Here is a 25724-nt window from a genome sequence, read left to right as displayed (position 1 = left end):
AGCCAGCTACTTTACATAACCCTTTAACACATCATCAATCATGATATTAAGGGATGTTATGCCCGCACCTGTGATATACCAAGCCTCAGGATCCACAAAAATAACATTCCCCGTCTTCCAAGCGTTAGTTTCACGCAAGAGAGGGTTATCTATGGACTGTTTATCCAATACGGGGCTTCGCTCCATCACTGCGGTTCTGTCGACGACATAAATAATGTCGGGATTGTTTTCAAGAATAAACTCGCTTGATACAGGTTGACCGTGCAATCCCATCTGCTCTGATAAGCTAGCGGGTTTAACCCCTAGCGCACTGTAAATAAACCCATACCGAGAACGAATACCTAAAAATCGAAAAGCACCATTATTATGTAGCACCACTAAGGCTTTTTCTGGCCTGTCCTTAATCACCATTCTGGCGGCTTGGATCTTACTTTCCAGTTCATCCACTTTATGTTTTGCCAAGGTTTGCTTATCGAATAATTTACCCAGCATCAATAAGTGTTTTGTGACTATATCAAAGTAATCGCTGTTGCTGTCTTGGTAATCAATATCCAAATGAATGGTTGGTGCCAAATTGGAAAGCGCTTGATAATGACTAGCTTGAACGGATGACATCAGCACCAAATCGGGTTTAAGTGCATAAATACGTTCCATATTGGGTTGAACGATAGCACCTAAATCAACGATATCACTATTGTTGCTGTAGTCTTTCAGGTAGTAAGGAACAAAATCCTTTGGCATACCGACAATGGGAATACCCAACTGTTCGAGATAGTCGACTTCATTCATATCTAGGGCCGCAACACGTACTGGCCGTTTTGTAATAACAGTAGTGCCCAGCTTATGCTCTACCTCTATCGGGGCAAAATCCAACTCAGCCGTTGAAGCACTCGTATCCAATGATGCAAGTTGTACTGATTCAGTTTTATTGTCGCAGGCCAGCAAAAAAGCCGAGCTAAATAACAGAATCGCTATCACTTTAGTCCCACTTCTACATTTCGACGTCACTTGTATTCTCCTTGTAAGTTGAAGTTGAAATAGTTACATACTGTTCCTTGACTCGTTTTCAGCACCTCAAGATCCAGTTCGTACAGTGCTTTTAACCTTTGTGCTGTGACGACCTCTTCAACGGGTCCAGCGCAGTGCACAACGCCTTGCTTCATACCGACAATATAGTCGGAGTAGTTAGCCGCAAAATTGATATCGTGAACCACTAACACTACCGTTCGTTTGTAATCGTCACACAGATGGCGAAGTGCCCGCATGATGCTAACGGCATGTTTCATATCCAGATTGTTGAGCGGTTCATCTAACAATAAATAATCCGTTTGCTGCGCAATCGCCATTGCCAGAAAAGCCATTTGGCGTTGTCCACCGCTAAGTTCATCAATAAATACATTGGCTAATGACTGTAAAGCTAAAAACGACAGCGCTTCATCAATGGCGCGATGATCTTCCTTTGTGAGTGCCCCTTGGCTATAGGGAAAACGACCAAATGCCACTAACTCCCTGACCGTTAGGCGTAAATTGAGGCTGTTAAACTGACGCATGGTTGCCACTTGCTTGGCATAATCCTTCAAGGGAATATTGTGGATAGCAGTACCTTTGAGTAATACCTCGCCCTGCTGGATATTCAGTAACCGACCAATCGACATCAGTAAGGTACTTTTGCCGGCACCGTTGGGACCGATGAGAGAAGTCATCTGATGTTCTGGAAATTGTGCCGTGACATTTTTTAGCACAGGTTTCGCGCCATAAGACTGATATAAGTTATTGACGGTTATCACACTGCGCTCCGAGGTTTAAGAATTAAGACAAAGAAATAGGCGCCACAAAATAGATTAATTAATAGCCCAACACTGGTTTGATAATTAAACAGATGCTCAACGAGCATTTGCGCGATCAGAAAAACCGAGATAGCAACGGCGCATCCTGTTATCAAAGTAAATGAGTGCGACGGATGCCTTGCCAGTGCATAGGCCATGTTCGCGACAAATATCCCCATAAAAGCAGTCGGCCCCACTAAACTGGTTGATATTGCGACCAATACCGCGATAAGACCCAATAGCAGGCGCACCACTTTTTGATAATCAATACCAATAGAGATAGCTTGCTCCCGCCCCATCAGTAATACATCAAGCACAGCACGCACTCTCCAAGCGGCAATACACACGGCACTGACAAGTACTAGTGAGATAAGCAATTGCTCTGGTTGAGCGCGGTTGAACGACGCTAAGCTGTAGCTCTGGAAAATAGAAAACTCACCGGGACTGATAGAATATTGGATTAACTGAGTAAAACTGCCTAACACCACAGTGAGCACTAAGCCTACAAGCAGTAGGAAGAACACATCATGTCGATCTCCACTAAATAGCCAGCGGTGAATCGCCATTGAGTAAAGCAACATCACCACGACTGAGACAAAGAAATTGCTGTTAGCGGTGATCAGAATACTGCTGCCCGTCCCTAAGATAAGGATCAACAGAGCCTGAAAAATCAAGTAAATCCCTTCATACCCCATGATAGATGGCGTTAAAATGCGATTTCCGGCTAAGGTCTGAAACAGTATCGAAGAAAACGCAATACAGACACCACCAAGGCAAATAGTGCCCAAACGCACCAATCGATTCGGTATGACATAGTCAAAATCAAAGCCTGAGCCCATCAATAAAAATGTGACTGCCAACATAATAGGCAGTCCCCAGCTCAAAAAACGCCATGCACTGTCTTTCATTTGATTTTCCAAACGATAACTAAAAATATGAGTCCACCTAAACAGCTTGCCGTTAGACCTATCGGAATTTCAAAGGGATACAAAATAAGCCGACCAAGTAAGTCGCAGATAATCAGTAGTGTTGCGCCAGCAAAGGCGATAATAGGCAAGGTACGTTTTAAATTATCGCCGTAACGCATAGCGACAAGATTAGGAATAATCAAACCAATAAATGGAATGCTCCCGACTGTGATAACTGTGGTCGCTATGGTCAGGGAAACCAGCACTAACCCTAAGATAACTAGGTTGAAATAACTCAGGCCTAGTGTGGTAGCTAAGCCTTCGCCCATTCCTACAATGGTAAAGCGCTGTGCATAAAGGTAGGTCAGTATGACTACGGGAAGGATCAGATAGATGATTTCGTAGTTACCCTGCACGATTTTTGAAAAATCACCCAGCATCCATCCCTGCATATTTTGCATCATATTGTTTTGATAAGCATAAAGTTCCGCTATCGCACTGAGTACACTGCCAAACATAATCCCAATAATTGGAATGAGCACCGGACTCTTATACCGAATACCACGAATAATCAGAATAAAAGCTAAGCTCGCAAGCAAGCAAAAAACCAAAGCCCCCAACATTCTGGCGGTGACACCCATACTCGGGGCATGAATGATTGAAATTAATATGCCTAGTTTGGCGGCATCAAGCCCGCCACAAGTAGCAGGTTCAACAAACTTGTTTTGCACAATCTGCTGCAATATCACGCCACAGACAGCGAGCCCTACACCTGAGCAAATCAAGGCAAAGAGCCGCGGCAGACGACTCGCAGATAACACCAACCAGACATCATCCGATAACGTCAGCATCTGCGCCACAGAGGCATACTTTGCACCTAGCAGCAATGAGGCAAAACAAAGCACAAAAAAGCACGTCAGTGCATAAACCACCTTCACAAACTGTTACTTCCTATACGCAATAAATCTTGTACTAATCTGCAGCCGCTATGAGGTTTTCATATCGACGCGCTATGTTTGAGCCTTATCAGATCCCCCTGCCTTTTGGGCATGGGTAACGGCAATACCCGCTAACACTAAGTCACGTTTTCGCTCCCACCATTTGCGGGCGCCCACCTTCATAATGTCTACCATCGCATTTATCTGCTCAGCTTTATCAGGGAGCTTGGTGGCTTCATCTTCCCAAATTGCGATAATTCGCTCTTTACGTGTCCGACCATCGGCTTCTGGTTTAGTGGTTGACCACCATCCCAAAAAGCACTCCCCCACCATGTCAACTAAGATATCAACGGCCAGCACTGCTTCATCGAGGGAGAAGCCTTTTTGTTGCAGCTTTTCGACCGATTCAGCAAAAGAACGTATACCCGATGACGGCGTAACACTGGCCTGATGGATAGACTCAGCGAGGCCAGGATAACGCTCATAGAGTGCCCAAATGGCATCGGTCAATATGATCAATTCGCTCCGCCAATCTGTGGCCGCTGGCGCTCGCCAGTCCAGCTCATTAATTGCAAGCTCAGCGGCAATGGAGATAACATCATTCCGACCTGCTACGTGATAGTAGAGGGAAGAATGATCGACCTTTAAATGCGCCGCTATAGCTGGGATGGTCGCTTGATCAACCCCAATCTCCAACGCAGCTCTGGCGATAGCCTCACGGGAAATACGGCTAGGTCTACCACGCTGGCGTTTTTGAGTGGGTTGATCCGGTACTTGTGTCATATCGATAAGGTTTCCAAGGCAAAAAAGCCATTCTAACCGCTCTTGCTACCCGCTGCATGGCAATAGCCAATACCGCGGGTAGAAGCTAGCCGCTAAAACTTCGCCCTGACGCCTACACCTATTTCTCGAGGTTCAAGTAAATATGCATCCACGCCTCCGGTACTTCTGTCAGCCATTTTTGCCACAGGTGCACGTTCATCCAGCAAATTACGTGCATAAACAAAGGCTTCAAAATATTGGTTGATTTGATAGGAAGAATTCAGGTTTACCGTAGTGTAAGATCCCACTCTTAACTCTGGCTCATTGGTATCCGTTGAAAAGTATCCATCCGTATGGCGCACATCACCGCTCAGTTTGATAGTGTCTGTGATTGAATAGTCAAACCCTATATTGAACATATATCCCGGCGCTTTACTAAACTCGTTGCCGACAAACTCCTCGCCACGGTAGTCATTAAATTCACTTATCTCAGTTTCAAGTAAACCCAGCCCACCATATAGGCTAAAACTATCGACCACTTTAAAGTTCCAATCTAATTCAATCCCATAGCTTTGCGCTTCATCGGCATTAATAATGACAGAACCAAAGGGACGTCCATCGAGGTAATCAGTAACAGAACGTTGTGAATCCTTAAAGCGGGTGTAAAAGAGATTGCTATTTATGATTAAGCGCTGTTCAAGCAGATCGATACGGGTAAAAAGTTCATAGTTCCATGCCGATTCGGCATCGAATGTATAATATTCGCCGCCGCGAAAGTTAATGCCTGTGCCCCCAGGAATGTTACCTTCACTGATCATAGCGCCGACTAAGACGTTATCTGTCAGATCATAGGACAGGGCAACCTTAGGTAATAACGCCGTAAACGTTTCTTCATATTGATGGCGCACACCTGGGATGTAGCTGGCAATACCATCGTGGCTAATTTCATCAGACTGATAACGGAGTGCGCTGGTGAATGCCCACTTGGGTGAGAAGCGCCATATGACTTCACCGTAGGGGGCAAAACTGGTATGTCTCAGGTCGGCGTCGGCATTACCAAATATGTTGTTCAGCTTGTTGTTGGTTTTATCATCCCAGTAGAAGACACCGGCAACCCCACTAAATTCTGAACTTTTGTCACCAAAGTTCAGCCTTATATCATTCGAAAAGTTTTCATTATCTCGTTTTGCGATCCCTTGATAAGGTGCTGCGAACCGATAATCAAACTGCCCTTCTGAATACTGCAGTTGGTTATGCAACTTCATCCCATTGTCGAACACATATTCAAGATCAAAAATTCCAACATGATTGCTGACTTCTTGATTATCCTGAAAAATTGAACGATTTTCTAAGTCATCATAGGGTTCTGATACCACCTCGTTTCTGGGACGTTTAGCCTCAGTAGAGGAATAAGTCAGCATGGCGGAAAAGTTGCTGTATTTTTCGGGTTCCCATAACAACTTCGCCCGTAGATTTTGGTTTTTAAACTCAAAATCTAAATCATGGGCAGTAAAATCGGGGTTAACGTAATCAACAAAAGTATCTCTAGCGCTGTAATCTGCGCTAATTCTTGCGGCAAAGTCATTACTTAGCGCACCGGACGCCATGACCGAAAAGCGCTTCTTATCCCGACTGCCATAAAGTGCTTGCGCTGCAAATTCTGGCGTATAAGTGGGATTATGGGTATGGATCACTACAGCGCCAGCAATACTGTTGGCTCCTTGACTGGTCGTTTGCGGACCACGGTAAACTTCAATAGACGACACATCCCACACGCCAGCGGCACCTAAATCCAGTTCTGCGGGGCTCAGATATTTACCATCAACACTGATAGTTGCCCCGGGCACAGGCTTAGATAAGTAGGCATTACCCGCTGCAACAGGCCCTTTAGTATCTGTTCCGCGGATAATGGGCGCATCGGTATTTCCGGCATAAATTAAGTTTGGCGTACCGCCGAGAATTTCAGAAATCGTTGATTGGTCGGCATTTTTCCTCAACTGTTCTTCGGTGATCACTGTCACTGAGCTCGCCGTTTCCTTCAGCGTCCGCTCGATTTTCTGACCGTAAACTGTGATAACTTCAATATTTCCCGCTGCATCTTTTTGCTTGGATTGCTTATCTGGAGCAGTTCCACTGTCAGCAATAGTTGAGCCTGAAATAGCGCTAAGCCCCAGCGCAAGAGAACCGATAACCCACTTTGATTGTGGGTAAAACTTACCAAATCGGGGCATGTGTAATAACTCCTTATACGAAAGATTTGTTGCCAATGAGAATAGTTATCAATTATATTATCGCCGTTCAAAACATTTATCAACACCGTGTTGATAAATAAAAATGACCGCTTAATATGGTCGCCATCTCATGGCGGTTCAATTTTTATGAAACAAGGAATTTGGCTCGTGGATGTTCATTTGCCCATAAACTCTGGCACTCAGACTCTTTTTTACTCTGCAATATCAAGACTTCATCGCTTCATTGGCCTTGTGTTAATCACACTTTCCAGACCGAAGCCCAGCCTGTTCCACTTCGATTTTTTAGGTGAACATTAAAATGCAGCGACTTTTCAGTCCCACTTCAACATTAGCCTTCGCCCTACGTCCGGCGATTCCCGCACTCACTTTCGGAATGCTGCTAGCGGCAGGTGCTGGCGTAACGACACTAGGTGCACTCTGGTGCATGATTCAACTTATTGCTGGTCATCACTCGCTATGGTTAGCGGGGGCGCTCATATTTGGGGTAGTGTCAGCGTTGCTATCAGCTGGCGCATCTTGGGTTAACCACAATGCTGAGGCGCAATTTTCAGGAAGATTAAGGCGTCATGTTGCAGCGCATCTTGTCAGGCTGCCACCAAGTACTTTGGCAAAATATAAGGGCGAAAAGTTAAAGCGATTAATGGTCGATGACATAGTGTCATTGCATCATATGATCGCGCATTTACCCTCAGAGTTAGCGACTTTTATCATTGTCCCTGCCATCACTATTGGTTTGCTGATCTTAAGTGCGGGCTTAGTGGCATTACTTGCCCTTATCCCAGGTCTAGTCGCCGCGCTTTTCTATTTGGTGGTGATCCCAAGGCTTGCTGCAAAACAGGGTGAAGCACGAGTTAATGTGATGGGAAATATCACTGCAGCAGTAGATGACTACGCCCGTGGTGCGCCTGTATTTCGCATTTATGGCGCACAAACGGGTGCTATGGCCGATTACCAAAATGCAACGACACATTTTATTGGGGATATTCTTGAGCGGGTAAGCAAGGTATCAACTTCGGTCGCCGTGGCCACATCACTACTGCAGGCTGTCTGTACTTTTGCCATTGTCTATGCCATCGGGTATGAATGGCCCCCAGAAAACCTTGCTGCAGCCTTGTTCTTCAGTCTGGCCATAGTCACGCCAGCCCTAAAGCTCGGGCATGGGCTTGATTATCTTGCCACGGGCCGCGCTGCCGCTCAGCGGCTAACGGATTTTCTTGAGCAATCGAGAGTTCCTGTTGGTAGCGGTAATATTGAGCTTAATACACCTATGCCACTCACCCTCACGAATGTTGTGCCTTCAATGTCTACAAGCAATCAATCTGTGCCCATTAACTATCAATTTAGATCTGGCAGAGTGACGGCAGTTACAGGGATCAGTGGTGTTGGCAAATCCACATTACTGCGCTTATTAGCTGGCATGGAGCCGCTAAATACCGGAGAGATTCGACTCGCTGGTATTGCACTCAATGAGATGGATGAAGTCTCAATTAATCGCGCGATCATGCTATTACCACAAAGTGCGGGACTACTGGCAACCTCCATCGCGGACAATCTCGCACTCACCGCACCTGATGCCACGGATGAGGATTACTTAGCAGCATTACACTGTGCGCAATTGGATAAACCCTTAAATACTCATGCAAGCACACTGTCTGGCGGTGAAATACAACGCGTTAATCTTGCCCGTGTGTTTCTTTCACCCGCTAGGGTGATATTGCTTGATGAACCCACATCGGCCCTAGACAGCGAAACGGCGTTTAACGTGTTCACAGCACTACGCCATCACGCAAAAACAAACCACAAAACCATTGTGATGGTCACCCATGACTTAACGCTTGCCGAGCTGGCGGATGACAAGCTCGCACTCAAGCATCATCACAGGGAAGGAGAAGGCCAATGATAAATCGTCCCCAAGATTACGCAGCCATAAAACACTTAATACCTGTTGCCTGCGGTTGGGCTGTGGCGGCCATATTGGAAGCGGCATGCTACATTCAACTGGCTTTAGCCATTATTGAGCAGCAATCACCGCAAAAAGTGCTATTGATTGCCGCAATAACCATACTCACTACAATACTGGCTTCGCGTTCAGGTTTTTGGGCTGGCGCAAGGCTGGCCAATGCGCTCTACAGTGCATTAGGCACGACCATGCAACAAGCTAAACTCTCTTGGTTTACACCGAGTGTCAGGACACTACTCATAGAAACTGTCTCCCGGAGCATTCCTGGCTTTATGAGTATTCCGGCACATCAATTTCAGGTATTTATTCATGCACCGCTTATTCCGCTCTGCATTACCTTTGGCATAGGATTGATCGGTGGCATACCACTGGTACTGATGTTGGCTAGCTTGTTGCTCGTGTCATTTGTGATTCAGAGTATGGCGCAACGAGCCCTTGCCCGCGCAGATATGGACCGAAACAACACTGAATTGGCTGCAGAGCAGTCAACCCTTGAACTGATCGACCACTTAGAGTTACTGCGCACAGCAGCAGGATATAGCGGCGCAACAACACGGGTGGAGCAAAACTGGCAAACACAAGAAATCGCATTGGAACGAACTAATCGCGCCGCAGCTATAGCAACATTACTGTCGGCTATCGCCAGCTTTTTACCTATTGCAGGCATGGCACTCTATCTGGTGCTATCCGGTATAAACAATACGACAATGCTGCTCGCTGTTTTGATGTTGACCATGCGCGCGGCTGCGCCACTTGAAACTCTCGCCGTGGCGGCAATAAGCATTAATGATCAGTTAGCGGCTATTAAACACTATCGACAAGCGACTCATGCGCCAACGCTCAAAGAGCCAAGCCAAGCGCAACAAAAGACACCGAACAATCATACAATCGAATTGAATAACGTAACATTTCCCCCTGCGGTGCAAAATATCAATGCCACTATCGAGCCAGATGAACGCGTGCTGATTTGTGGCCCGAGCGGTTCAGGTAAAACCAGCTTACTTAAGTTATTGATGCGCTTTGATGATCCCACTCTAGGCCTGATCACTTTGGGCAAGGTGCCACTCACGTCAATCCCCGCCGCTGAACTTGCCCGCTTTTTCGCCTATGTGCCACAGGATCCACTCATCTTTACCGGCACCATTGCCAGTAACATTCGTATTGGTAACCCTGATGCCGACGATCAAGCCGTAGATAAAACGGCACGTCAAATGGCATTGGATGAAGTATTAGATAGATCAAAACTGGGCATTTACCAAGAAGTAGGCCTGCAAGGCGCAGGGTTATCGGGAGGGGAACGCCAAAGGCTTGCCTTAGCACGCGCGCTTATCAAAAATGCGCCGATTCTGATAATGGATGAGGCCACATCTGCATTGGATGAAGAGACAGAAAAGCGTGTAGCCAAAGCTATTTGCGAACAAAGCTGCACACTGGTTTTAGTTTCGCACCGAAACCAATCACTTTGGCATCCAACCAAGATAATAGAATTTCATCAATCAGTTACCTCAAAGTAAGATCGGCTTTCTACGCATTAAAAAACTGAATTACAGATATCTGACACAGATTACAGTGATTAATTTGTCGTTACAGACCAACATCTCAATGAGTTATGTACTGCAGCCGAAATGACATGAATCATTTCGGCTGCAGTTATTGCTCGTGCAAAGGAAGATGAGCATCGCTGTAGAACCGACCAAGCCTTGTTGGCATAACGCTCACTGAATCAAAGCATAAATACTCGAACTTCCTCTCGCTTTTGAGCTTTAAAATCCCTCAAATTATCAGCCACCCGCTAATAAACTAATAACCATATTTTGCGGCAGGGTGCCAATTTTTATTAACATCATCTTCAATAAACTTTTGTTTTTCTTTGATTAAATCCGATTCAATTAACCCTATCGCTTGATGGGCTTTTTCCTTAGTACTGATATCTGGATAGCTAACTTGAGTAACGTTAAGTTGCTTCAATATTCCAGCGAGCAGATGACGTGCTTCGTTCGCTTGTTCGATGGCTTTATCTAAAAGCTGCTTACCTTCTTGTGGATTATGTGCATACAAACCATGCGAAGACATGGCAAAGTCCCAGCGCCACTGACTGTGCCGTATCGCCATAATTGGCTCATTCATATTCTCCCATTTAGCACCTGCATCCCATGCCGCTTTGGCTTCATAGTGGGCCTTGACGAGCAGAACTTCAACTTCGCGGGCTTTGGTCTCAATCGTTAATTTATTAGCCGCGAGCTTGGTTTCAATTTTGGTTTTACTGCTATGGCAGCCACTGCAACTGTTATCAAAATGCGGTAAGGCTTTATCAACTTTATGGCTAGTAAATTCAACACCTTTTGCATCCTGCTGGGTAGGCATATGGCAGGTAATGCAAGTGACACCGACTTCGGCATGTTTACTGCGACTCCAGTGTTCAAACTCAGGATGACGTGCTTTGAGTATGGGCGTTTTCGAAAGAGGATGGATCCATTCGAAGAAGCGGCGAGTGTCATAATATTTTTCAATATCATCTGCGGTGCTGCCAAAAATCCAGGGAATATTAACAACATTACTTTTTCCCGGACGAAAATAGTAAGTGACATGACATTGACCACATACCTGCGCACCTTGCATATCGGTATCTTGTTTATCGAATGGCAGGTGAATTTTAGCCATAGCCTCTTGGGCATGGGGACGAGGTAAAGTTAACTTATTAGTGCCAGATTCATGGCAATCACTGCAATACACTACGCTTTGGATCTCTTTGCCCAGATCGGTAAAGTTTTTAGCGGAGTATCCTTCAAATCCCAGTTGTTCAATCAATCTAGGGGCATCCGGTGTCTTGCAGGTCCAACAACTGGCGGATAATCCTTTCTCTCCTGCTTTAGGGGGGACACCTGTACGTAAAGTATGCGTCACATCAGCAACGGCAAAATGGTGCCCACGTGGGCTATGGTACTCTTTGGCATAGGAAGATCCTGCCCAGAGTATGATGCTGGCGGGATAATTGGCGAGCATATCCTCGCGTTCAACTTGTTCAGAGGTGGCTTGCCAAGATTGATATTGGTTAGGATATTTTTGTTGATTGCTAGTATCGGAAGCCGCTACAGATGTACATGTAGTTATGGCGAGCAAGCAAATCATTTTTAGCAATGTGACTGTTTTAAAATAAGTTTTCACTTTGTATCCTTTTGTCCTAACATCAATATTAACCTGGGCGCCCATCAATACGGGGGCGAGAAAGTATCGGCAAGTAATGCCATACAAACAGTGCAAATGCGATAAACCAGCAACTGCCAGCCAACCATAACCAGACTTGGGTGTGGGCCGGAAACCAGATGGGCATTAGCGCCCTGAGCAGTGCCGCTAACGGTAGGCAAATAAATGCCAAGATCATCTTAGGGCCCTCATAAATATTTCGACTTGTGTGCCCGAGTGACACTCTGGAAATCATCGAAAGACACAGGGTAGCCATACAACCAATAGCAAATAGGTGAAGCAAACTGCGATAGGCATATTCATTATCGAGATACCAACTCATGGCTAACAGGCTGAGTGGCAACATTAAATAGGCAAGATGCAAGGACCACAGCATAGGTTCTTTCAGTGTTTTATGGGGTAACCAGCGTGCAAATCGGACCAGCTGCAAAAGCCCCGCAATGAGCAGTAAGCCTCGCTCGACTTCCAGAGGTATAAGGTGGATGAGTGATTGAATGACGAGCAAGATCATCGTCAGGATCAGCGGGTATTCAATCCAAGTTAAGGGATCTGCTTTAGTGGCCTTAATGCGCATCGCGGTAAAAAATGGAATCACACGCCCACCGACTATGGTGATAAGTAAGGCTAACCACCATAACATCGCCTGCCAGATCTGGTTGGCAAGAATAAAGTCGCGCTCAAAAAGGGCGTAATAGCTGACATTGTTAATCACGAGTGCAGCAAACAACATGATCGGAAAACCAATATTGCGCCATTGCTTCACCTTATAAATACAGCGCCATAGGGTAAGGCTTGCCATACCAAGGAACAATGAATCAAACACGGCGGGCAAAATGAGCGGAACTTGCATTGGGAGTAAGAGTAATAATCGTGCCAATAGCCAGCAGCTAAAGGTCAATGCGAGTGGCCATCTCTTTAATGTGGGTTGGTTGGTCCAATTTTGAACGGCAGTCAGCAAAAATCCACACACAATTGCCATAGCGAAACCGAACAGCATTTCATGTGGATGCCACCATAGCGGCAGTATCTTGCTCCAAAAGGATGAAGGGAAAAAGCTATATTGGGGAGTAAACCAAGTTAATAGCCACAAAGGGATATATAGCGCAGCTAATATGGCTCCCCCAAGGAAAAAAGGTCTAAAGCCTAAGCGCCATAATGCGTGAGTACATTCGGTTTGTGTAGGATCATCAATATTTAGCATAGTTGTTAGCCGAGTTGCAGAACGATGACGAACACACTTAAGATGCATTCAATATAGCCCTTATATTGTACTGTTATGACCTTCAATTCAAACTAAATCTTAGATTTTGGAACTAAGATCCCAAAGATGAACAAAAAATAAAGTGTCGTGGAATAATCATTTCTGACGGCTAATAGGCTTAATCAATGTACTGCGGGTTCATGACGGACAAAGGTTCAATGCAAACTTTTACACAGGTAACGGCACAAACAGTCACACATTGGTAAATTTTAGATGGGAGAAATACCGTTTTGATTTAAATAACCGTGGCTTTATTGGCCTATCTTATTTCGAACATAGCCAAGACTTTGATAGCACAGGCAGCTCGATTTATAACGGCGATAACAGTTGCAGATGATTATGTGGTAACTCGCTTTAGCGTCGATTATCAGGCTAAAAACTGACGGATTAGTGGCTTCGCCAACAACCTATTTGATGAACAAGCATTGGCAGTAAATAGGCCTACAAGCCTCAGTTATGTGGAGGGTTACGACAAAAAAATGGAAATAGTACCGGCAATTGGTAGCGTTAAAAAATGGCGAGTTATTCAATCCAAGCAAAATCATTTTTTACGTTTTATTCAACACAAAATAAAACGGCTCGCATATTTCTATGCAAGCCGTTGTTTTATTTGGCAGGGGTGGCAGGACTCGAACCCGCAACCATCGGTTTTGGAGACCGCTGTTCTACCAATTGGAACTACACCCCTGTTGACGTGGGGCATTATGCTAAAAGCACTTCCAAAGGTAAAGTACTTTTTATGGCAAAACTCATTAACTGAAGGTTTTTCAAACAAGTTAGGCTATTGCTGTTGATTTAACTGCCACTGAGATTACAAAGCCATCGCATATTAGCTTAATGACGTAGTAGATACTTAGTTTAGAGCCCATAGGTTAATAGTAACTCGACTAAATGATCCCACAACAAATCAGTTTGATGACGTCGAATAAGTGTGCCGTTTCGGCCATTTTGAGGTGCTTAAGGGTTAAAGACGCACATTTATCGAAAAAAGATCTGAGTTCGATTTATAAAATCGGCGTTTTATAGTATAAGCATCGTCAATTTCATACACAGCTCGACGGAACCACTCATGTCTGACAAATTTTTCTTCAAGGGTCGTAAAACCCCTAAGCCAAAGCACGAAAGCTATGGCTACAACACTAAGCGTGCCGCTAAACCGGGTACAGAAGCATTACCATTACAATTAATTGTTGCCGACGAAGCGCGTAAACTCGAAGTTGCCGCGATTGTTGCCGAACACCAGCTGTTCGCCAATATCGAAGTCAATGCCGACGTCGCTGAAGATATTGTTGAATTAGAAGGTTTATTAAATAAGCCTAAGACCACGACTTTCGAGAAAAAACCGAATCGTAACGAGCCTTGCGTTTGTGGTAGCGGTCAAAAATTCAAGAAGTGCTGCGGCAAGTAAGCGCTTTCATCAGCGATAGATAGGGACTTTTGCTGTAACGCTTTTGTGCGTCGGGAATCGCCCCTTTTCTCCCCCCTCTTTTTAGTTTCTGCCCGAAGCTAATCTTCCAACTTTGAGATAAAAATCCGCTGCAAATCGTTATTCCATAGCTGAATAATTTTACGGGTCTTTTCTTTATTCCAAAAACATTTACCAAATAAAATCAAACCTGCACCTTCAAAGCAGCGTTTATCTTCTATTTCAAATTGCGCTAATAATGGCTGTTTTATCCCATCGATAGGAATGCCGATATCTTTACTGTCGGCGGGGTTAAGCCAGCTCATCGTCGGGTCAGTGTGGGATATCGTGCCCCAATACATGTGGGGTTTATTGTCGTTTGGGTCCGCATCGGCAAAATTGACAAACAGGTTCTTCGCCCGCCAACGGTATTTTAGCTCAGCGTCTGTGTATACCCAGAGATCCGATTTTGCTAAATCTGTACCGCGCAATAAACTGTGGAGTAACTTTTCGAGCCCTTGGCTGGGCACGCGTTTTTCAGTGGTATGTTCAGCGGTGTTAACTTGGTAGCCTGTTTTCGACTCTTGTATCCGATCATCCACTGACGATGCAACAGACGCTTTCGATGACTCAGGCATAGAGGCCAATTTAGGCGTTGGCTCAGTCTTGCTGCTTAATGCCTGTGCAGTCGAAACTTTGTTTGCAGGTGAATGGCGACGAGGTTTACGGCTAAAATCGATCATTAAGGCATCGGCGTCCACCAGCTGTTGCTGCACTTCAATGGCATCTTGCTCCTCACGGGACTTTTGTGCCGAAGGTTTAAATTCAATGCAATCGGCTTGGTGATATCGCGAGCCAAAACAAGCGGCTTTACCGTCTTTTGAGGCTTTACGGAAATATGCTTTACCACCGCAGGCGGGGCAAATTAACCATTGCCGCAAACGCTCGATATCCTCATCGGGTAATTGTTGAAACTTAAAAACACTATAAGTCGTTCTCGCAATTAAATGATCCTCTGTTTCGAGTTCACAAATAGCATCTAACATAGTGTTGTCCTTTATTTTCGACTGCTGGCAATACCGCTATCTATGCCCAAGCATTAATCCCAAAAGTTATGACACTTAACAGAAGCAAGATGCCAAGTACGCGGTAAATCAAACCTAAAGTACTGGTGCCTTGCGAGCTCGCATCCGAATGTAATGACATGATTTTAACTTTTGCGGCATCTTGGGTTTTGTGTTTCATTCTGCATCCTTAAAATATTTCGCCAATGGCACTATCAAACTTGAAGGAATTAATAATGCGGCTTTTGCGGCACTTGATGCATGATAAAAGGGTGTCAGTTGAGTGATTAGCGCGTTGAAGCATTTGAGTGCGGCCAAGGCATCGGCGGCGGCATAATGAATTTGCGCACTGGATAAAGGCACGAGCTGCCAATTCGATAAGGTGACTTTTTTAGGTTTGTCGATACGAACCCCCAAAAGCGCCGCAACTAACTGGCGCGTCCCCATTTCCTTCTCCGCTCCAAGTTGCGCCAGTGCCCAATTTAAATCTAAAGTTGAGGCGACATTAATGCCCCATTGCCGCCTGAGAGCGTGTGCATCACTGCGTAAACCAACCCCGACTTTGAGTATGGTTTCATCTTCTAATAAGGCTTTTAACTGGGTGAATTGCTCACCCAAAATGGCATGCTGAAATAAATAACAGGTATCCACTGTCGCGATTTGAATAAGACTCAAGGGATGTTGCACGCCGCGCTCAAAGCTTGCACGGGTTTCTGTATCAAAACCTAAGACTTGCTCAGCCTGTAATAGTGCTAATACTGTATTAAACTCCGACGGCTCAACTACCTCGATGCGGACATGTTGAAATTCAAAAGCAGCTAACGCTTCAAGTTCAATATCATCAATACGTGTAGTCAAAGCGATACGTTGCTGCAGCCACAAATATGCCCACTGACGCTGCGCTTGAAGCTGAGTTTTAGCTTTAATCGCATTTTCAGCCTCGGCCGATACCCGCTCACTTTTCAGCGGCTCAGTCGAGGCATTGAGGTTATCAAGATAAGCCGTGCCAGCAGCATCCATTGCCGCCATTAACCCATCGGCATCTTTGCCAAACTCTTTACGTAACCAAGCCAGCTTACTCGGGGAGACACAGTACTTCATTAACTTCATTGTGCTCATCCTTGATGGTTGATGCGCGCAGCTAGTTAACTACGCAATTTCTGTATTCCTGTCATCGCAATAAGTGCAACAGCGCCAGCAACGACACCAAATAAGCCATTAAGAATACTTGGCGTCAGCACAGCAAACACAGGTCCAACAACACCAATGGCAGCAACCGCTTGTTCAGCATGGTGGATTTGCTCGCCGACTAGGTGTAGGCCATGAGTTAAAATCCCACCGCCCACCATAAACATGGCTGCCGTGCCAATAATCGTTAAACTTTTCATTAATACGGGAGCTGCGCTCAATAAACCAAAACCTAATTTACGGTTCATTTGAGTTAATACAGAGGCACCTTCACGTTGGCTCAAGTACAAACCCGCATCATCCATTTTCACAATTGCCGCCACTAAGCCATACACGCCTATGGTCATGACTATCCCTATGACAGCTAACGTAAAAAACTGTGTCGATAGGGATTTGTCCGCCACGATACCAAGGGTAATGGCAATAATTTCCGCCGATAACACAAAGTCGGTACGAATCGCCCCTTTGACTTTTTCGGCCTCGTAGGCGGCGAAATCTTTAATCTCAGGTAACTCATTCTCTACTTGGGTTTCGTGTTGTTGCTGGCCTTTTCTATGGCTATAGCTGTGATGCAGTTTTTCAAACCCTTCGTAGCATAAAAACAGTCCACCAAACATTAATAAAGGGGTGACAGCCCAGGGAATAAAAGCACTGATAAGCATTGCTGCTGGCACTAAAATCAACTTATTACGGAATGATCCCTTGGCCACCGCCCACACTACAGGTAATTCACGATCGGCGCTTACGCCCGTCACTTGCTGGGCATTGAGGGCTAAATCATCCCCCAATACACCCGCGGTTTTCTTTGCCGCCACTTTACTCATTACCGCTACGTCATCCAAAATCGATGCGATATCGTCGAGTAAGGTTAATAAACTCGCGCCTGCCATGCTAAATCCCTCTACAAATCATCTATAAACCATTCTGCTTTTGCCATAGTAGCTTAGTTAGATTAGTTGCGTATAGCGAAATGCTTTCCAACTTAACTGCTTAAGTTACTTACGTTATTGGGACTGCTTGCTAATGTGAAAATGCCAGCAATCTAGATCACACCCACGGTGGAATTGCGCCACATTATTTATCGGAAAAGAGTATACTAAGCCCAGAATTTTTTACTCATTTGCCGTTACAGGATGTCAACATGACTCAAGATGAAATGAAAAAAGCTGCCGGTTGGGCCGCACTTAAGTACGTTGAAAAAGACAGCATTGTTGGTGTTGGTACGGGTTCGACTGTGAATCACTTTATCGATGCACTGGCGACCATGAAAGCCGATATCGAAGGCGCAGTCTCTAGCTCTGAGGCATCAACTCAGAAAATGAAAGCGCTGGGTATTCCCGTTTATGACTTAAACAGCGTCGATCGTTTATCTGTCTATGTGGACGGTGCCGATGAAATCAACGACCGCATGGATATGATTAAAGGTGGCGGCGCGGCATTAACTCGCGAGAAAATTGTAGCGGCTGTGGCTGAGAAGTTTATCTGTATCGTGGATAACACTAAGCAAGTCGACATACTAGGCGAATTTCCACTACCCGTAGAAGTCATTCCGATGGCACGCTCTTATGTGGCGCGTCAACTCGTTAAACTTGGCGGCGATCCTGTGTACCGTGAAGGCGTTGTTACCGATAACGGCAACGTGATCCTCGATGTGTACAATCTTAAGATCCTTAATCCAAAAGAATTAGAAAGTCAGATCAATGAGATAGTCGGTGTAGTGACTAACGGTCTGTTTGCCAAACGCGGTGCGGATGTGTTACTCGTTGGCACCCCTGATGGCGTAAAAACCTTTACCGCCAAATAAGTTAAGCGTTAACACTCACATCCCAGTCACACGGCTGCAGATGTAAAAAACACTGTCAAAATACGCTGTAAAAATGCCAGCCACTTTATTCAAAGGGCTGGCATTTTTTATGGTTCTTTTTAGGATTCAATGTTATCTGACTCAGCAGCCCATCGCAGACAGCTTATATCAAACGCTTGGCTTACCAAGCTCTGGCGACTAGACCTTTTAAGTAGAATCCTTCAGGGAAGGCGCTACCGATAGGGTGATCGCTCGCTTGGCTTAAGCGTTCAATAAACTGGATTTCACGTTTCGCATCGAGCGCGGCATCGGCCACGATTTTTTGGAACAGATCCGCAGGCATTAATCCTGAGCAAGAGAAGGTCAATAACACGCCGCCCGGATTCAACAACTGCAATGCAATCATATTGATGTCTTTATAACCACGGCAAGCCCCGTTTAACTGTGCCTTGTTATCGGCAAACTTAGGCGGGTCGAGCACAATCACATCAAAGGTTTTGCCTTCATCACGGTACTGGCGCAACAACTTGAACACATCGGCTTCGTTGTAATGCACATTGTCATCACTCAAACCGTTCACTTGCATATTGAGGCGCGCTGTCCCCAAGGCTAGAGAAGACACATCGACGTTTTCAATACTGGCAGCACCTGCTTTCGCAGCGTACAGACCAAAAGTCCCCGTGTAGCAAAAACAGTTCAATACCGATTTATCTTTGACAAAACGGGCGGCAATGGCGCGGTTATCACGCTGATCGAGATAGAAACCTGTCTTATGGCCTTTAATCACATCGACGGCGATCTTGATGCCGTTTTCTTCGATAATCACCGGCATTTCAGGCAGAGTGCCGTGCAGTAAACCGGTAACAGGCAGCAGGCCTTCTTTCTTACGGGAATCCACATCGGAACGCTCATAAATAGCGCAATCAGGATATTGCTCAGCTAATAGCTCGACTAAGGTATCGCGCCATAAATCAGCACCTGTGCTCAGTAACTGGCACACCAACACATTGGCATATCTGTCGATGGTGATCCCAGGTAAACCATCGGACTCAGCAGCCACTAAACGGTAACCCGTTAAGCCTTGCTCGCGGATTAGATCGTTACGGCCGATTTGCGCCCGCTGTAAACGTCTGGCAAAAAACGCGCGATCAATTTCTTCTTCGCGATCGAAAGTCCAAATCCGCACTTGAATTTGCGACTCAGGCGACCAAGCACCACGACCTAACCAATGACCATCATGCGCGACCACATCGACTGTCTCACCCGCTTCAGGTTTTCCCTTAATGTTATGAATAGCATTGGAAAATACCCAAGGATGGCGACGCTCGAGTGACTTCTCGCGGCCGGGTTTAAGTTTGATTCTGATAGCCATAGTTGCCTTTAAAAATAGGGCCGCCACTAAAAAAGGGCTGCTGTCTAAAAATGGGAAACGGATGATATACCCAATGCCACCTAAGTGCGAGTACCGAACACGCCGAAGCGCTTATTTACCATCATCCACGGGTGGCCGATCATACCTTATTTTAACGGTTAATTCTGAATGATATTCATGCGAAATGATGTAGGAATGGTTAATAAAACAACGCTAACAAAACCGTAAAGACAACTGACATGATTTGAAATAAGACGAATTAATCAGTAAACACGAGAACTTAGCTACGTAGCGCTAACTCAACAATGACGGGCGCATGGTCAGTACTGTAGGCGTCGCGTTCATATTCAGGTCTAACTAAGTGTCTATCGCAGGTCTGATAATCTACGACTTGCGCTAAACTGCGGCCATGGCCCGCATCAAACTCACTCGAAAGCAAAATATAATCCAGCACTGAACCTTTAGGGCCATAGTAATGGGTCGCCGCTCTGTGTTCCCTATGGTAAGCGGTATTGCCCGTCAAACTGTCCCTCAAGTTCGCTTCAATAAATAACTCATAGGCATCCTTAAGTTGATACTGAGCAAACACCGCCGCTAACGCAGCATCCGATAAATGCCCAAGGCCCGCGGCTTTAATATCATTACTGTGGATACTCTCGCCCTGTATCGTTAACGCATCTAAGGCGCCCATTGTCAGACTGTCATTAAAGTCCCCCATCACGATAACGGGATGTTTAGACTCTTGCCTGCGTACCAATATGCCATTGAATAATAACGCAGCTTCCGCGCCGCGCTGCATGGTGGATGCCCAGCGGCCTAAGGCTTGCTCCGTGAGTAGTTGGGTTTCTGAATGCAGTTTCATGCTCGCTGCGGGAGCCAAGTTATCTAACCCAAGTGGCTGATGTTCGAGAGGTTGATGTTCAAGGGACTGATGTTCAAATAGCTTAGGCTCGAGCGCTAATCCGGCGCGTTTTGACTTAAAGTGCACCACATAATAGTCACACTTGCCGATGTGTGGCACTTCAACGGTTGCGCGCAGCACCTTACGGCTAAAGGCAAATTCACTCGATAATCCCATGGCTGCCACTAAACGCGCATCAGGTTCGACACTGCTGATTTCCACTATGGGATACCGGGAGGCAAGCGCGACCACAGGGCTGCGATAAATGTAATCACTGATAAGAGTTGGCTCATCAACGACCGCAAAATACCCTAGACCTTGCTCACTGGCGATTCGTTTGAGCGGTTCAGGGCTAAACACTTCTTGAAATCCCACAATATCGGGCTGACGATGTGCGAGAAACTCACTCAACCACTGACACTTTTTCTGCCATTGCCCATGGCTATAGATATTTTCAAAATCATAGTAAGCCAAAGGCGGCTCAATAAAGTTAAACAGATTGATACTGGCGATCTTGATATTCGCGGTGCACTTATGATCGATAGGTGCAGCCATTGATTCCAACTCATCGATATTGTGTGCCACAGCTTAATCCCCCCAAATCTGAATACAGCAAACTATCTTAATCTGAGTGAGCACAATGACTCACCGCAGGCACGACAAGGGTATACCCGAAGTGCACTAATGCCAAATCCCCATTATGGATAAAGTGCTAACTCATCTCTGGCGACTCAAATACAGCTTACTGAGATAAGTCATACCGTTAAAAACCACAATTCAATATCACAGTTAAATCCGACAACAAAAATCAACCACCACCAGCCAAAAAACAAACAATCAAATAACAATGAATGGTGCGCAAAACCATCAGCACTCCCAACAAAATCACGCACGCCCAAGAATGATCATAAAATTAACTTTTACTTAAAGTGTAAATTCAAACAAAAACATATGTAATAACATGTGCGGTTGACTTTACATTTCAGTCCCTTAGAATGTGGCGACTTTAATCATTGCGGAGACCCACTGTGGGCACACACATAAGCGACAGTAGATGCCCTGTCCAAAAGACAGGATTTAACGCCTAGCACTAGCCCGCAATATTTGCTGCTACCTGCTAAGCAGGGTAGTAGTGTGAACCATTCTTCACTCAGCCTCCCCCAAAATATCAATCACAGACAATAAGCCTGAGCCTATGGCTGCGCTTTAGCAATTCCAGCATTTTGCTGGGGTTCAGTTATGTGTATTTATTGCATCTCAAAGCAAGTTTTTTGCCTCAGTGGACTTCGTTTTCCCTATGGATTTACATCTATGGGTTTACATCTGAGGAGCCTAAATATGGCTTACATAAACAACACATCAATTTTGCGATCTTTATCCTGTGCAAGTATCAGCTTGTACTACAGCATGAGTGCAGCGGCATCCCATCTCGAAGTAGATGATCCCGCCCTCGCGGATCGCTGTGAATTAGAAATGGGCTGGCAACAATCTAGGTCGGATCATGCTCGCCCACAATTAAACGCGGCCACGACTTGCAGCCGCAATCAATGGGAATGGCATTTAGGATTAGCGTCCAATGCCAATGACGATATTCGTGAGGAGCAAGCAGAAGTCGGCATTAAGCTACCGCTCAACGTAAACTCCCACTCAGATTCAGAGCAGCAACAGGATGATTGGCACAGCGCACTGGTGATTAACTTGCAGAAAAACCTCGATGCCAGTAACGAATTAGCCACCGAAGTCTTCGGCATTTTTGGTAAAACCTTGGACGATTCTGATGTCAGTCTCTATGCCAATTTAGGTTTTACCCATGAGTTTAATCAATCAACCCAATTGCTTGTGGGTATCGCGGCGGCGTATGAACTCAGTAGTCACCATCGCGTGATAGCCGAGATTTATCAAAAAGAATTGAGCGAGACTGCCTATCAGTTCGCCTATCAACACACACCACAACAACAGCTACAGCTGGAATTGAGCTTAGGCAATGCCCTTCGTGGCAACGCGCTGCAACTTGGCGCAGACATCACCTTTTACTTTGGTCACTAGATCGTTGAGAGAATGAACTATGAACATGAATAACAGCACAAACAACACTAAAAAAATCATCCATAACCTGCAAATGATTATCGAGCAACGCAGTGCCAGCGCCATGGCTGAATTAGCCGAAAAACGCCACCCTGCCGATATTGCAGCCGTATTTAACATCTTTAATCAAGCTCAACAAGTCCTATTATTGCAACTGGCCTCACCTAAGGTTTGCGCCAATTTGTTTCGCTATCTGACCGATGAATTGCAAGCCAGCTTAGTACAGCAATTAGATAAAACCACGCTTTCTGCGCTGCTGGTTCACATGGCAGCAGATGAACGTGCCGACCTCTATAATCTGCTCGATGAAACCCAGCAAGCGGCGATTTTACCTGCGCTAGCATTGGCCAAACGGGAAGATATGCGCACCCTCGCCGCCTATGATAAAGCTAAAGTCGGCGCGGTCATGACCTCGGATTACACATTACTGAATAGCCGCCATACTGCGGCAGAAGCCATTGATACTCTTCGTACTGAAGCGGCAGATAAAGAAACGATTTATCAAACCTATGTGGTGGATATGTTAGGCCGCTTAATAGGAACTGTATCTTTAAGGCAGTTATTGCTGGCGCAGCCACACGAGCGAGTGGTCGACTTTATGAAACCCGATCCCGTCGCGCTTGATGCCAATGCCTTTCGCGAAGAAGCGGTGCAGATGATCGCCCATTACGACTTAATGGCGCTGCCAGTAGTCAATGGCAAAGGCCAGCTCGTCGGTATCGTCACCTATGATGATGCTATGGATATCGCCAGCTCACAGGCGGATCTTGAGTTCACAAAAACCGCGGCCATCGGCAATATTGACCATAACCTCAAGACTGCCAGCATAGGCTTACTTTACCGTAAGCGCGTGGTTTGGCTGGTAATCTTGGTTTTTGGTAATATTTTCTCGGGAGCGGGGATCGCCTTCTTCGAAGACATCATTGCCAGTTATGTCTCTTTAGTCTTCTTCCTACCTCTGCTGATCGATAGCGGCGGCAATGCGGGCTCACAATCGTCGACCTTAATGGTACGCGGCTTAGCCACAGGGGAAGTGGTTCTCAAAGATTGGTTATCTATGCTAGGGCGCGAGTTATTTGTCGCCGGATTATTAGGAGCCAGCATGGCAGCGGCAGTGTCCTTGCTAGGATTTTGGCGCGGCGGACCTGAAATCGCGCTGGTTGTGGCACTCACAATGCAAATTGTGGTGATTATTGGCAGCTTGATTGGTATGTCTCTGCCTTTCTTACTGAGCAAGTTAAAGATGGACCCTGCAGCCGCTAGTGCGCCACTCATCACCTCCATCGCCGATATCATAGGTGTACTCGTGTATTTCAGCATAGCCACTGTGGTGCTCGACTTACCTATGCCATAGGCCTAAGACCTAAGACCTCAAAGTGAACCAAGCTAAGTTAACCTTAGCGTGGTTCACTTATCATTCGATAGTACTAACCCATTTATGACAACGCATAAAAGCTTCAATAACCTTAAAAAAATTAAGAATAAAGCTTAAAGATCAGTTAATATTTCCATACCTGAATCGTTTTACTTTTTATTAACATTGCAGTATTTACCGCTGAGCCCAGTCACAGTAAGTCAATAAGCAATAGTGATAGTCCTAGCGACTTGAGAGGTTTTATATGTGGTTTAATTCCCAGCTCAAAGCTGAAAATCAGGCGCTTAAAGAGCGACTCATCCAACTAGAACGCCAACACCAAAATGAAATAGATGAACTGCGTGGCATGATCCGTGAAAATGAGACTATGCAGCAACAGTCGCGCCAAAATGCAGATCACTACACTGAAGTGATCGCCTGCCAAAACCTAGGCGGAGATATGCTTAATGCCGTGCGCGAAGGCTTAGCCAGCAGTGCCGAATTGCTCTCTGCGGAAAAAGAATCACTGTCTGAACTCAATCACGTTTTTGATCAAACCCGTGTGGCCATTGCCAATTTAGGCACTAGAGCAACTTATATTAATGATCAAGCATCGAACAGCATGAAAGCTGTCACAGAACTCGATGCTACGACCTCTTCAATCAATCAATTTGTTGCGGCAATTCAAGGAATTTCAGAACAAACAAACTTGCTGGCATTGAACGCCGCCATTGAAGCCGCCCGTGCAGGCGAAGCAGGACGAGGGTTTGCCGTGGTGGCCGATGAAGTGCGCCAGCTTGCGAGCAAAGCCCATGAAGCCAGTAGCCATATTGAAAAGCTCGTGAAACAAATCGTCGCGCAAGCAGCTGAGATTAAAGAAATTGTTCATAACAATCAAAGCAGTGCCGTTGATGTAGCCACCTCCTCAACCCAAATTGGTCAAGTCGTTGAAGATGTCCTGCAACGCTCAAAACAAATGCAGCACGTTATCCATAACGCAGCCACAGCGTCATTCTTGAATACCACTAAGCTCGACCACGCAGTCTGGAAAAGTAGCGTTTATCAATTAATTGAGAAACCACAGCATAACCACAATGTGAACTCACACACTGAGTGCCGCCTAGGGCAATGGTATTTCAAAGGATTTGGTGCCGAGAATTATCAGCATTTAAGTAACTTCAAAGCATTAGATGCACCACATAAAGCGGTACACGAGGCAGGAAAAGCAGCGCTCAATGCGAGACAAAAAGGTAATTTGCCTGAGATGGTCAAACAACTACACTCAATGGAAGACGCCAGTATGCGTGTTGTGCATTGCATTGATAACCTTATGCGAGATGTATATCGAGCGTGATATATAGGCACAGAAAGATAAGCTATCACCCATAAATAAGCCTACCTAAGAGCGCCATACTCGCGCTCTTTTTCTATCGTTCAAAA

At 45.6% G+C, this 25724-nt stretch carries 21 protein-coding genes and 1 tRNA gene; 7 read left to right on the top strand and 15 right to left on the bottom strand.

Translation table 11 applies throughout. The annotated features are described in order from the left end of the window. Positions 1-6 precede the first annotated feature (6 nt). The 6 genes from HGO26_RS01185 to HGO26_RS01160 form a co-directional block, all read right to left on the bottom strand. Positions 7-1008, bottom strand: a complete 1002-nt coding sequence (locus tag HGO26_RS01185) for an ABC transporter substrate-binding protein (RefSeq protein WP_168822771.1) — start codon at positions 1006-1008, stop codon at positions 7-9. Further along, positions 1005-1787 (bottom strand): iron ABC transporter ATP-binding protein, encoded by a 783-nt coding sequence (locus tag HGO26_RS01180; protein WP_113939275.1) that lies wholly within the window; start codon positions 1785-1787, stop codon positions 1005-1007. Before HGO26_RS01180 ends, HGO26_RS01185 begins: the two co-directional genes overlap by 4 nt. Continuing rightward, positions 1784-2734: an iron chelate uptake ABC transporter family permease subunit gene (locus HGO26_RS01175; protein ID WP_168822769.1), complete on the bottom strand. Its 951-nt coding sequence runs from the start codon at positions 2732-2734 to the stop codon at positions 1784-1786. The genes HGO26_RS01180 and HGO26_RS01175 overlap by 4 nt, the downstream gene beginning before the upstream one ends. After that, positions 2731-3672, bottom strand: a complete 942-nt coding sequence (locus HGO26_RS01170) for an iron chelate uptake ABC transporter family permease subunit (RefSeq protein WP_168822766.1) — start codon at positions 3670-3672, stop codon at positions 2731-2733. Before HGO26_RS01170 ends, HGO26_RS01175 begins: the two co-directional genes overlap by 4 nt. A 72-nt stretch (positions 3673-3744) precedes the next feature. Then, positions 3745-4455, bottom strand: coding sequence for a TetR/AcrR family transcriptional regulator (locus HGO26_RS01165; RefSeq protein WP_168822765.1), 711 nt, complete (start codon positions 4453-4455; stop codon positions 3745-3747). A 92-nt stretch (positions 4456-4547) separates the two neighbouring features. After that, on the bottom strand, positions 4548-6665 hold the full coding sequence (locus tag HGO26_RS01160; protein ID WP_168822762.1) for a TonB-dependent receptor: 2118 nt from the start codon (positions 6663-6665) through the stop codon (positions 4548-4550). Positions 6666-6984: 319 nt separating this feature from the next. On the opposite strand from HGO26_RS01160, the gene HGO26_RS01155 reads away from it, so the two are divergent. After that, the gene (locus HGO26_RS01155) at positions 6985-8586 is read left to right on the top strand and encodes an ATP-binding cassette domain-containing protein (RefSeq protein ID WP_168822761.1); all 1602 of its coding nucleotides are present in this window, start codon (positions 6985-6987) and stop codon (positions 8584-8586) included. Continuing rightward, positions 8583-10160 (top strand): ATP-binding cassette domain-containing protein, encoded by a 1578-nt coding sequence (locus HGO26_RS01150; RefSeq protein WP_168822760.1) that lies wholly within the window; start codon positions 8583-8585, stop codon positions 10158-10160. Before HGO26_RS01155 ends, HGO26_RS01150 begins: the two co-directional genes overlap by 4 nt. Before the next feature lie 286 nt (positions 10161-10446). Here HGO26_RS01150 and HGO26_RS01145 read toward each other — a convergent pair whose 3' ends face one another. The 3 genes from HGO26_RS01145 to HGO26_RS01135 form a co-directional block, all read right to left on the bottom strand. Continuing rightward, positions 10447-11856 carry an ammonia-forming cytochrome c nitrite reductase subunit c552 gene (locus tag HGO26_RS01145; protein WP_168823064.1) on the bottom strand — a complete coding sequence of 470 codons (1410 nt, stop codon included), beginning with the start codon at positions 11854-11856 and terminating at the stop codon, positions 10447-10449. Next, a complete protein-coding gene (locus HGO26_RS01140; protein ID WP_168822759.1) occupies positions 11840-13051 on the bottom strand; it encodes an NnrS family protein in 1212 nt (403 codons plus the stop codon). Before HGO26_RS01140 ends, HGO26_RS01145 begins: the two co-directional genes overlap by 17 nt. Before the next feature lie 671 nt (positions 13052-13722). Beyond that, a tRNA-Trp gene (locus HGO26_RS01135) sits at positions 13723-13799 on the bottom strand. Between the two features lie 381 nt (positions 13800-14180). On the opposite strand from HGO26_RS01135, the gene HGO26_RS01130 reads away from it, so the two are divergent. After that, positions 14181-14519: a PBPRA1643 family SWIM/SEC-C metal-binding motif protein gene (locus HGO26_RS01130; protein WP_028761503.1), complete on the top strand. Its 339-nt coding sequence runs from the start codon at positions 14181-14183 to the stop codon at positions 14517-14519. Between the two features lie 98 nt (positions 14520-14617). Here HGO26_RS01130 and HGO26_RS01125 read toward each other — a convergent pair whose 3' ends face one another. From HGO26_RS01125 to HGO26_RS01110, 4 genes are read right to left on the bottom strand one after another with little or no spacing between them, the layout of a single operon-like run. Then, positions 14618-15562, bottom strand: a complete 945-nt coding sequence (locus HGO26_RS01125) for a hypothetical protein (protein ID WP_168822758.1) — start codon at positions 15560-15562, stop codon at positions 14618-14620. Between the two features lie 40 nt (positions 15563-15602). Then, a complete protein-coding gene (locus HGO26_RS01120) occupies positions 15603-15761 on the bottom strand; it encodes a hypothetical protein (RefSeq protein ID WP_168822757.1) in 159 nt (52 codons plus the stop codon). Next, on the bottom strand, positions 15758-16690 hold the full coding sequence (locus HGO26_RS01115; RefSeq protein ID WP_168822756.1) for a 3'-5' exonuclease: 933 nt from the start codon (positions 16688-16690) through the stop codon (positions 15758-15760). Before HGO26_RS01115 ends, HGO26_RS01120 begins: the two co-directional genes overlap by 4 nt. Positions 16691-16725: 35 nt before the next feature. Continuing rightward, the gene (locus tag HGO26_RS01110; RefSeq protein ID WP_105251669.1) at positions 16726-17658 is read right to left on the bottom strand and encodes a DUF808 domain-containing protein; all 933 of its coding nucleotides are present in this window, start codon (positions 17656-17658) and stop codon (positions 16726-16728) included. A 251-nt stretch (positions 17659-17909) separates the two neighbouring features. Here HGO26_RS01110 and rpiA point away from each other — a divergent pair, with 251 nt between their 5' ends. After that, positions 17910-18572, top strand: a complete 663-nt coding sequence (gene rpiA / locus HGO26_RS01105; RefSeq protein WP_028761507.1) for a ribose-5-phosphate isomerase RpiA — start codon at positions 17910-17912, stop codon at positions 18570-18572. A gap of 181 nt (positions 18573-18753) precedes the next feature. Here the strand turns inward: rpiA and HGO26_RS01100 are convergent, their stop codons facing one another. Both HGO26_RS01100 and HGO26_RS01095 read right to left on the bottom strand, forming a co-directional pair. Further along, positions 18754-19944: a class I SAM-dependent rRNA methyltransferase gene (locus HGO26_RS01100; RefSeq protein WP_168822755.1), complete on the bottom strand. Its 1191-nt coding sequence runs from the start codon at positions 19942-19944 to the stop codon at positions 18754-18756. A gap of 280 nt (positions 19945-20224) precedes the next feature. After that, positions 20225-21430 carry an endonuclease/exonuclease/phosphatase family protein gene (locus HGO26_RS01095; protein ID WP_168822754.1) on the bottom strand — a complete coding sequence of 402 codons (1206 nt, stop codon included), beginning with the start codon at positions 21428-21430 and terminating at the stop codon, positions 20225-20227. Between the two features lie 753 nt (positions 21431-22183). Between HGO26_RS01095 and HGO26_RS01090 the strand changes: the two genes are divergently transcribed. From HGO26_RS01090 to HGO26_RS01080, 3 genes are all read left to right on the top strand, one after another. After that, positions 22184-22891: a hypothetical protein gene (locus tag HGO26_RS01090; protein WP_168822753.1), complete on the top strand. Its 708-nt coding sequence runs from the start codon at positions 22184-22186 to the stop codon at positions 22889-22891. A gap of 19 nt (positions 22892-22910) precedes the next feature. After that, positions 22911-24284, top strand: coding sequence for a magnesium transporter (gene mgtE / locus HGO26_RS01085; protein WP_168822752.1), 1374 nt, complete (start codon positions 22911-22913; stop codon positions 24282-24284). A gap of 265 nt (positions 24285-24549) precedes the next feature. Further along, a complete protein-coding gene (locus HGO26_RS01080; RefSeq protein ID WP_028761511.1) occupies positions 24550-25638 on the top strand; it encodes a methyl-accepting chemotaxis protein in 1089 nt (362 codons plus the stop codon). The last annotated feature ends 86 nt before the right edge of the window (positions 25639-25724 follow it).

Source organism: Shewanella oncorhynchi, assembly GCF_012584455.1.
Classification (GTDB): Bacteria; Pseudomonadota; Gammaproteobacteria; order Enterobacterales; family Shewanellaceae; genus Shewanella; species Shewanella oncorhynchi.
Note: the sequence above shows the minus strand (reverse complement) of the source record. Positions and strands in the feature narration are given on the sequence as shown.

Coding starts and splice junctions, on each gene's coding strand:
- HGO26_RS01175 (WP_168822769.1), bottom strand. CDS start 2,734: ATGAAAGACAGTGCATGGCGTTTTTTGAGCTGGGGACTGCCTATTATG.
- HGO26_RS01165 (WP_168822765.1), bottom strand. CDS start 4,455: ATGACACAAGTACCGGATCAACCCACTCAAAAACGCCAGCGTGGTAGA.
- HGO26_RS01160 (WP_168822762.1), bottom strand. CDS start 6,665: ATGCCCCGATTTGGTAAGTTTTACCCACAATCAAAGTGGGTTATCGGT.
- HGO26_RS01155 (WP_168822761.1), top strand. CDS start 6,985: ATGCAGCGACTTTTCAGTCCCACTTCAACATTAGCCTTCGCCCTACGT.
- HGO26_RS01150 (WP_168822760.1), top strand. CDS start 8,583: ATGATAAATCGTCCCCAAGATTACGCAGCCATAAAACACTTAATACCT.
- HGO26_RS01145 (WP_168823064.1), bottom strand. CDS start 11,856: ATGGGCGCCCAGGTTAATATTGATGTTAGGACAAAAGGATACAAAGTG.
- HGO26_RS01140 (WP_168822759.1), bottom strand. CDS start 13,051: ATGCTAAATATTGATGATCCTACACAAACCGAATGTACTCACGCATTA.
- HGO26_RS01130 (WP_028761503.1), top strand. CDS start 14,181: ATGTCTGACAAATTTTTCTTCAAGGGTCGTAAAACCCCTAAGCCAAAG.
- HGO26_RS01125 (WP_168822758.1), bottom strand. CDS start 15,562: ATGTTAGATGCTATTTGTGAACTCGAAACAGAGGATCATTTAATTGCG.
- HGO26_RS01120 (WP_168822757.1), bottom strand. CDS start 15,761: ATGAAACACAAAACCCAAGATGCCGCAAAAGTTAAAATCATGTCATTA.
- HGO26_RS01115 (WP_168822756.1), bottom strand. CDS start 16,690: ATGAAGTTAATGAAGTACTGTGTCTCCCCGAGTAAGCTGGCTTGGTTA.
- HGO26_RS01110 (WP_105251669.1), bottom strand. CDS start 17,658: ATGGCAGGCGCGAGTTTATTAACCTTACTCGACGATATCGCATCGATT.
- rpiA (WP_028761507.1), top strand. CDS start 17,910: ATGACTCAAGATGAAATGAAAAAAGCTGCCGGTTGGGCCGCACTTAAG.
- HGO26_RS01100 (WP_168822755.1), bottom strand. CDS start 19,944: ATGGCTATCAGAATCAAACTTAAACCCGGCCGCGAGAAGTCACTCGAG.
- HGO26_RS01090 (WP_168822753.1), top strand. CDS start 22,184: ATGGCTTACATAAACAACACATCAATTTTGCGATCTTTATCCTGTGCA.
- mgtE (WP_168822752.1), top strand. CDS start 22,911: ATGAACATGAATAACAGCACAAACAACACTAAAAAAATCATCCATAAC.
- HGO26_RS01080 (WP_028761511.1), top strand. CDS start 24,550: ATGTGGTTTAATTCCCAGCTCAAAGCTGAAAATCAGGCGCTTAAAGAG.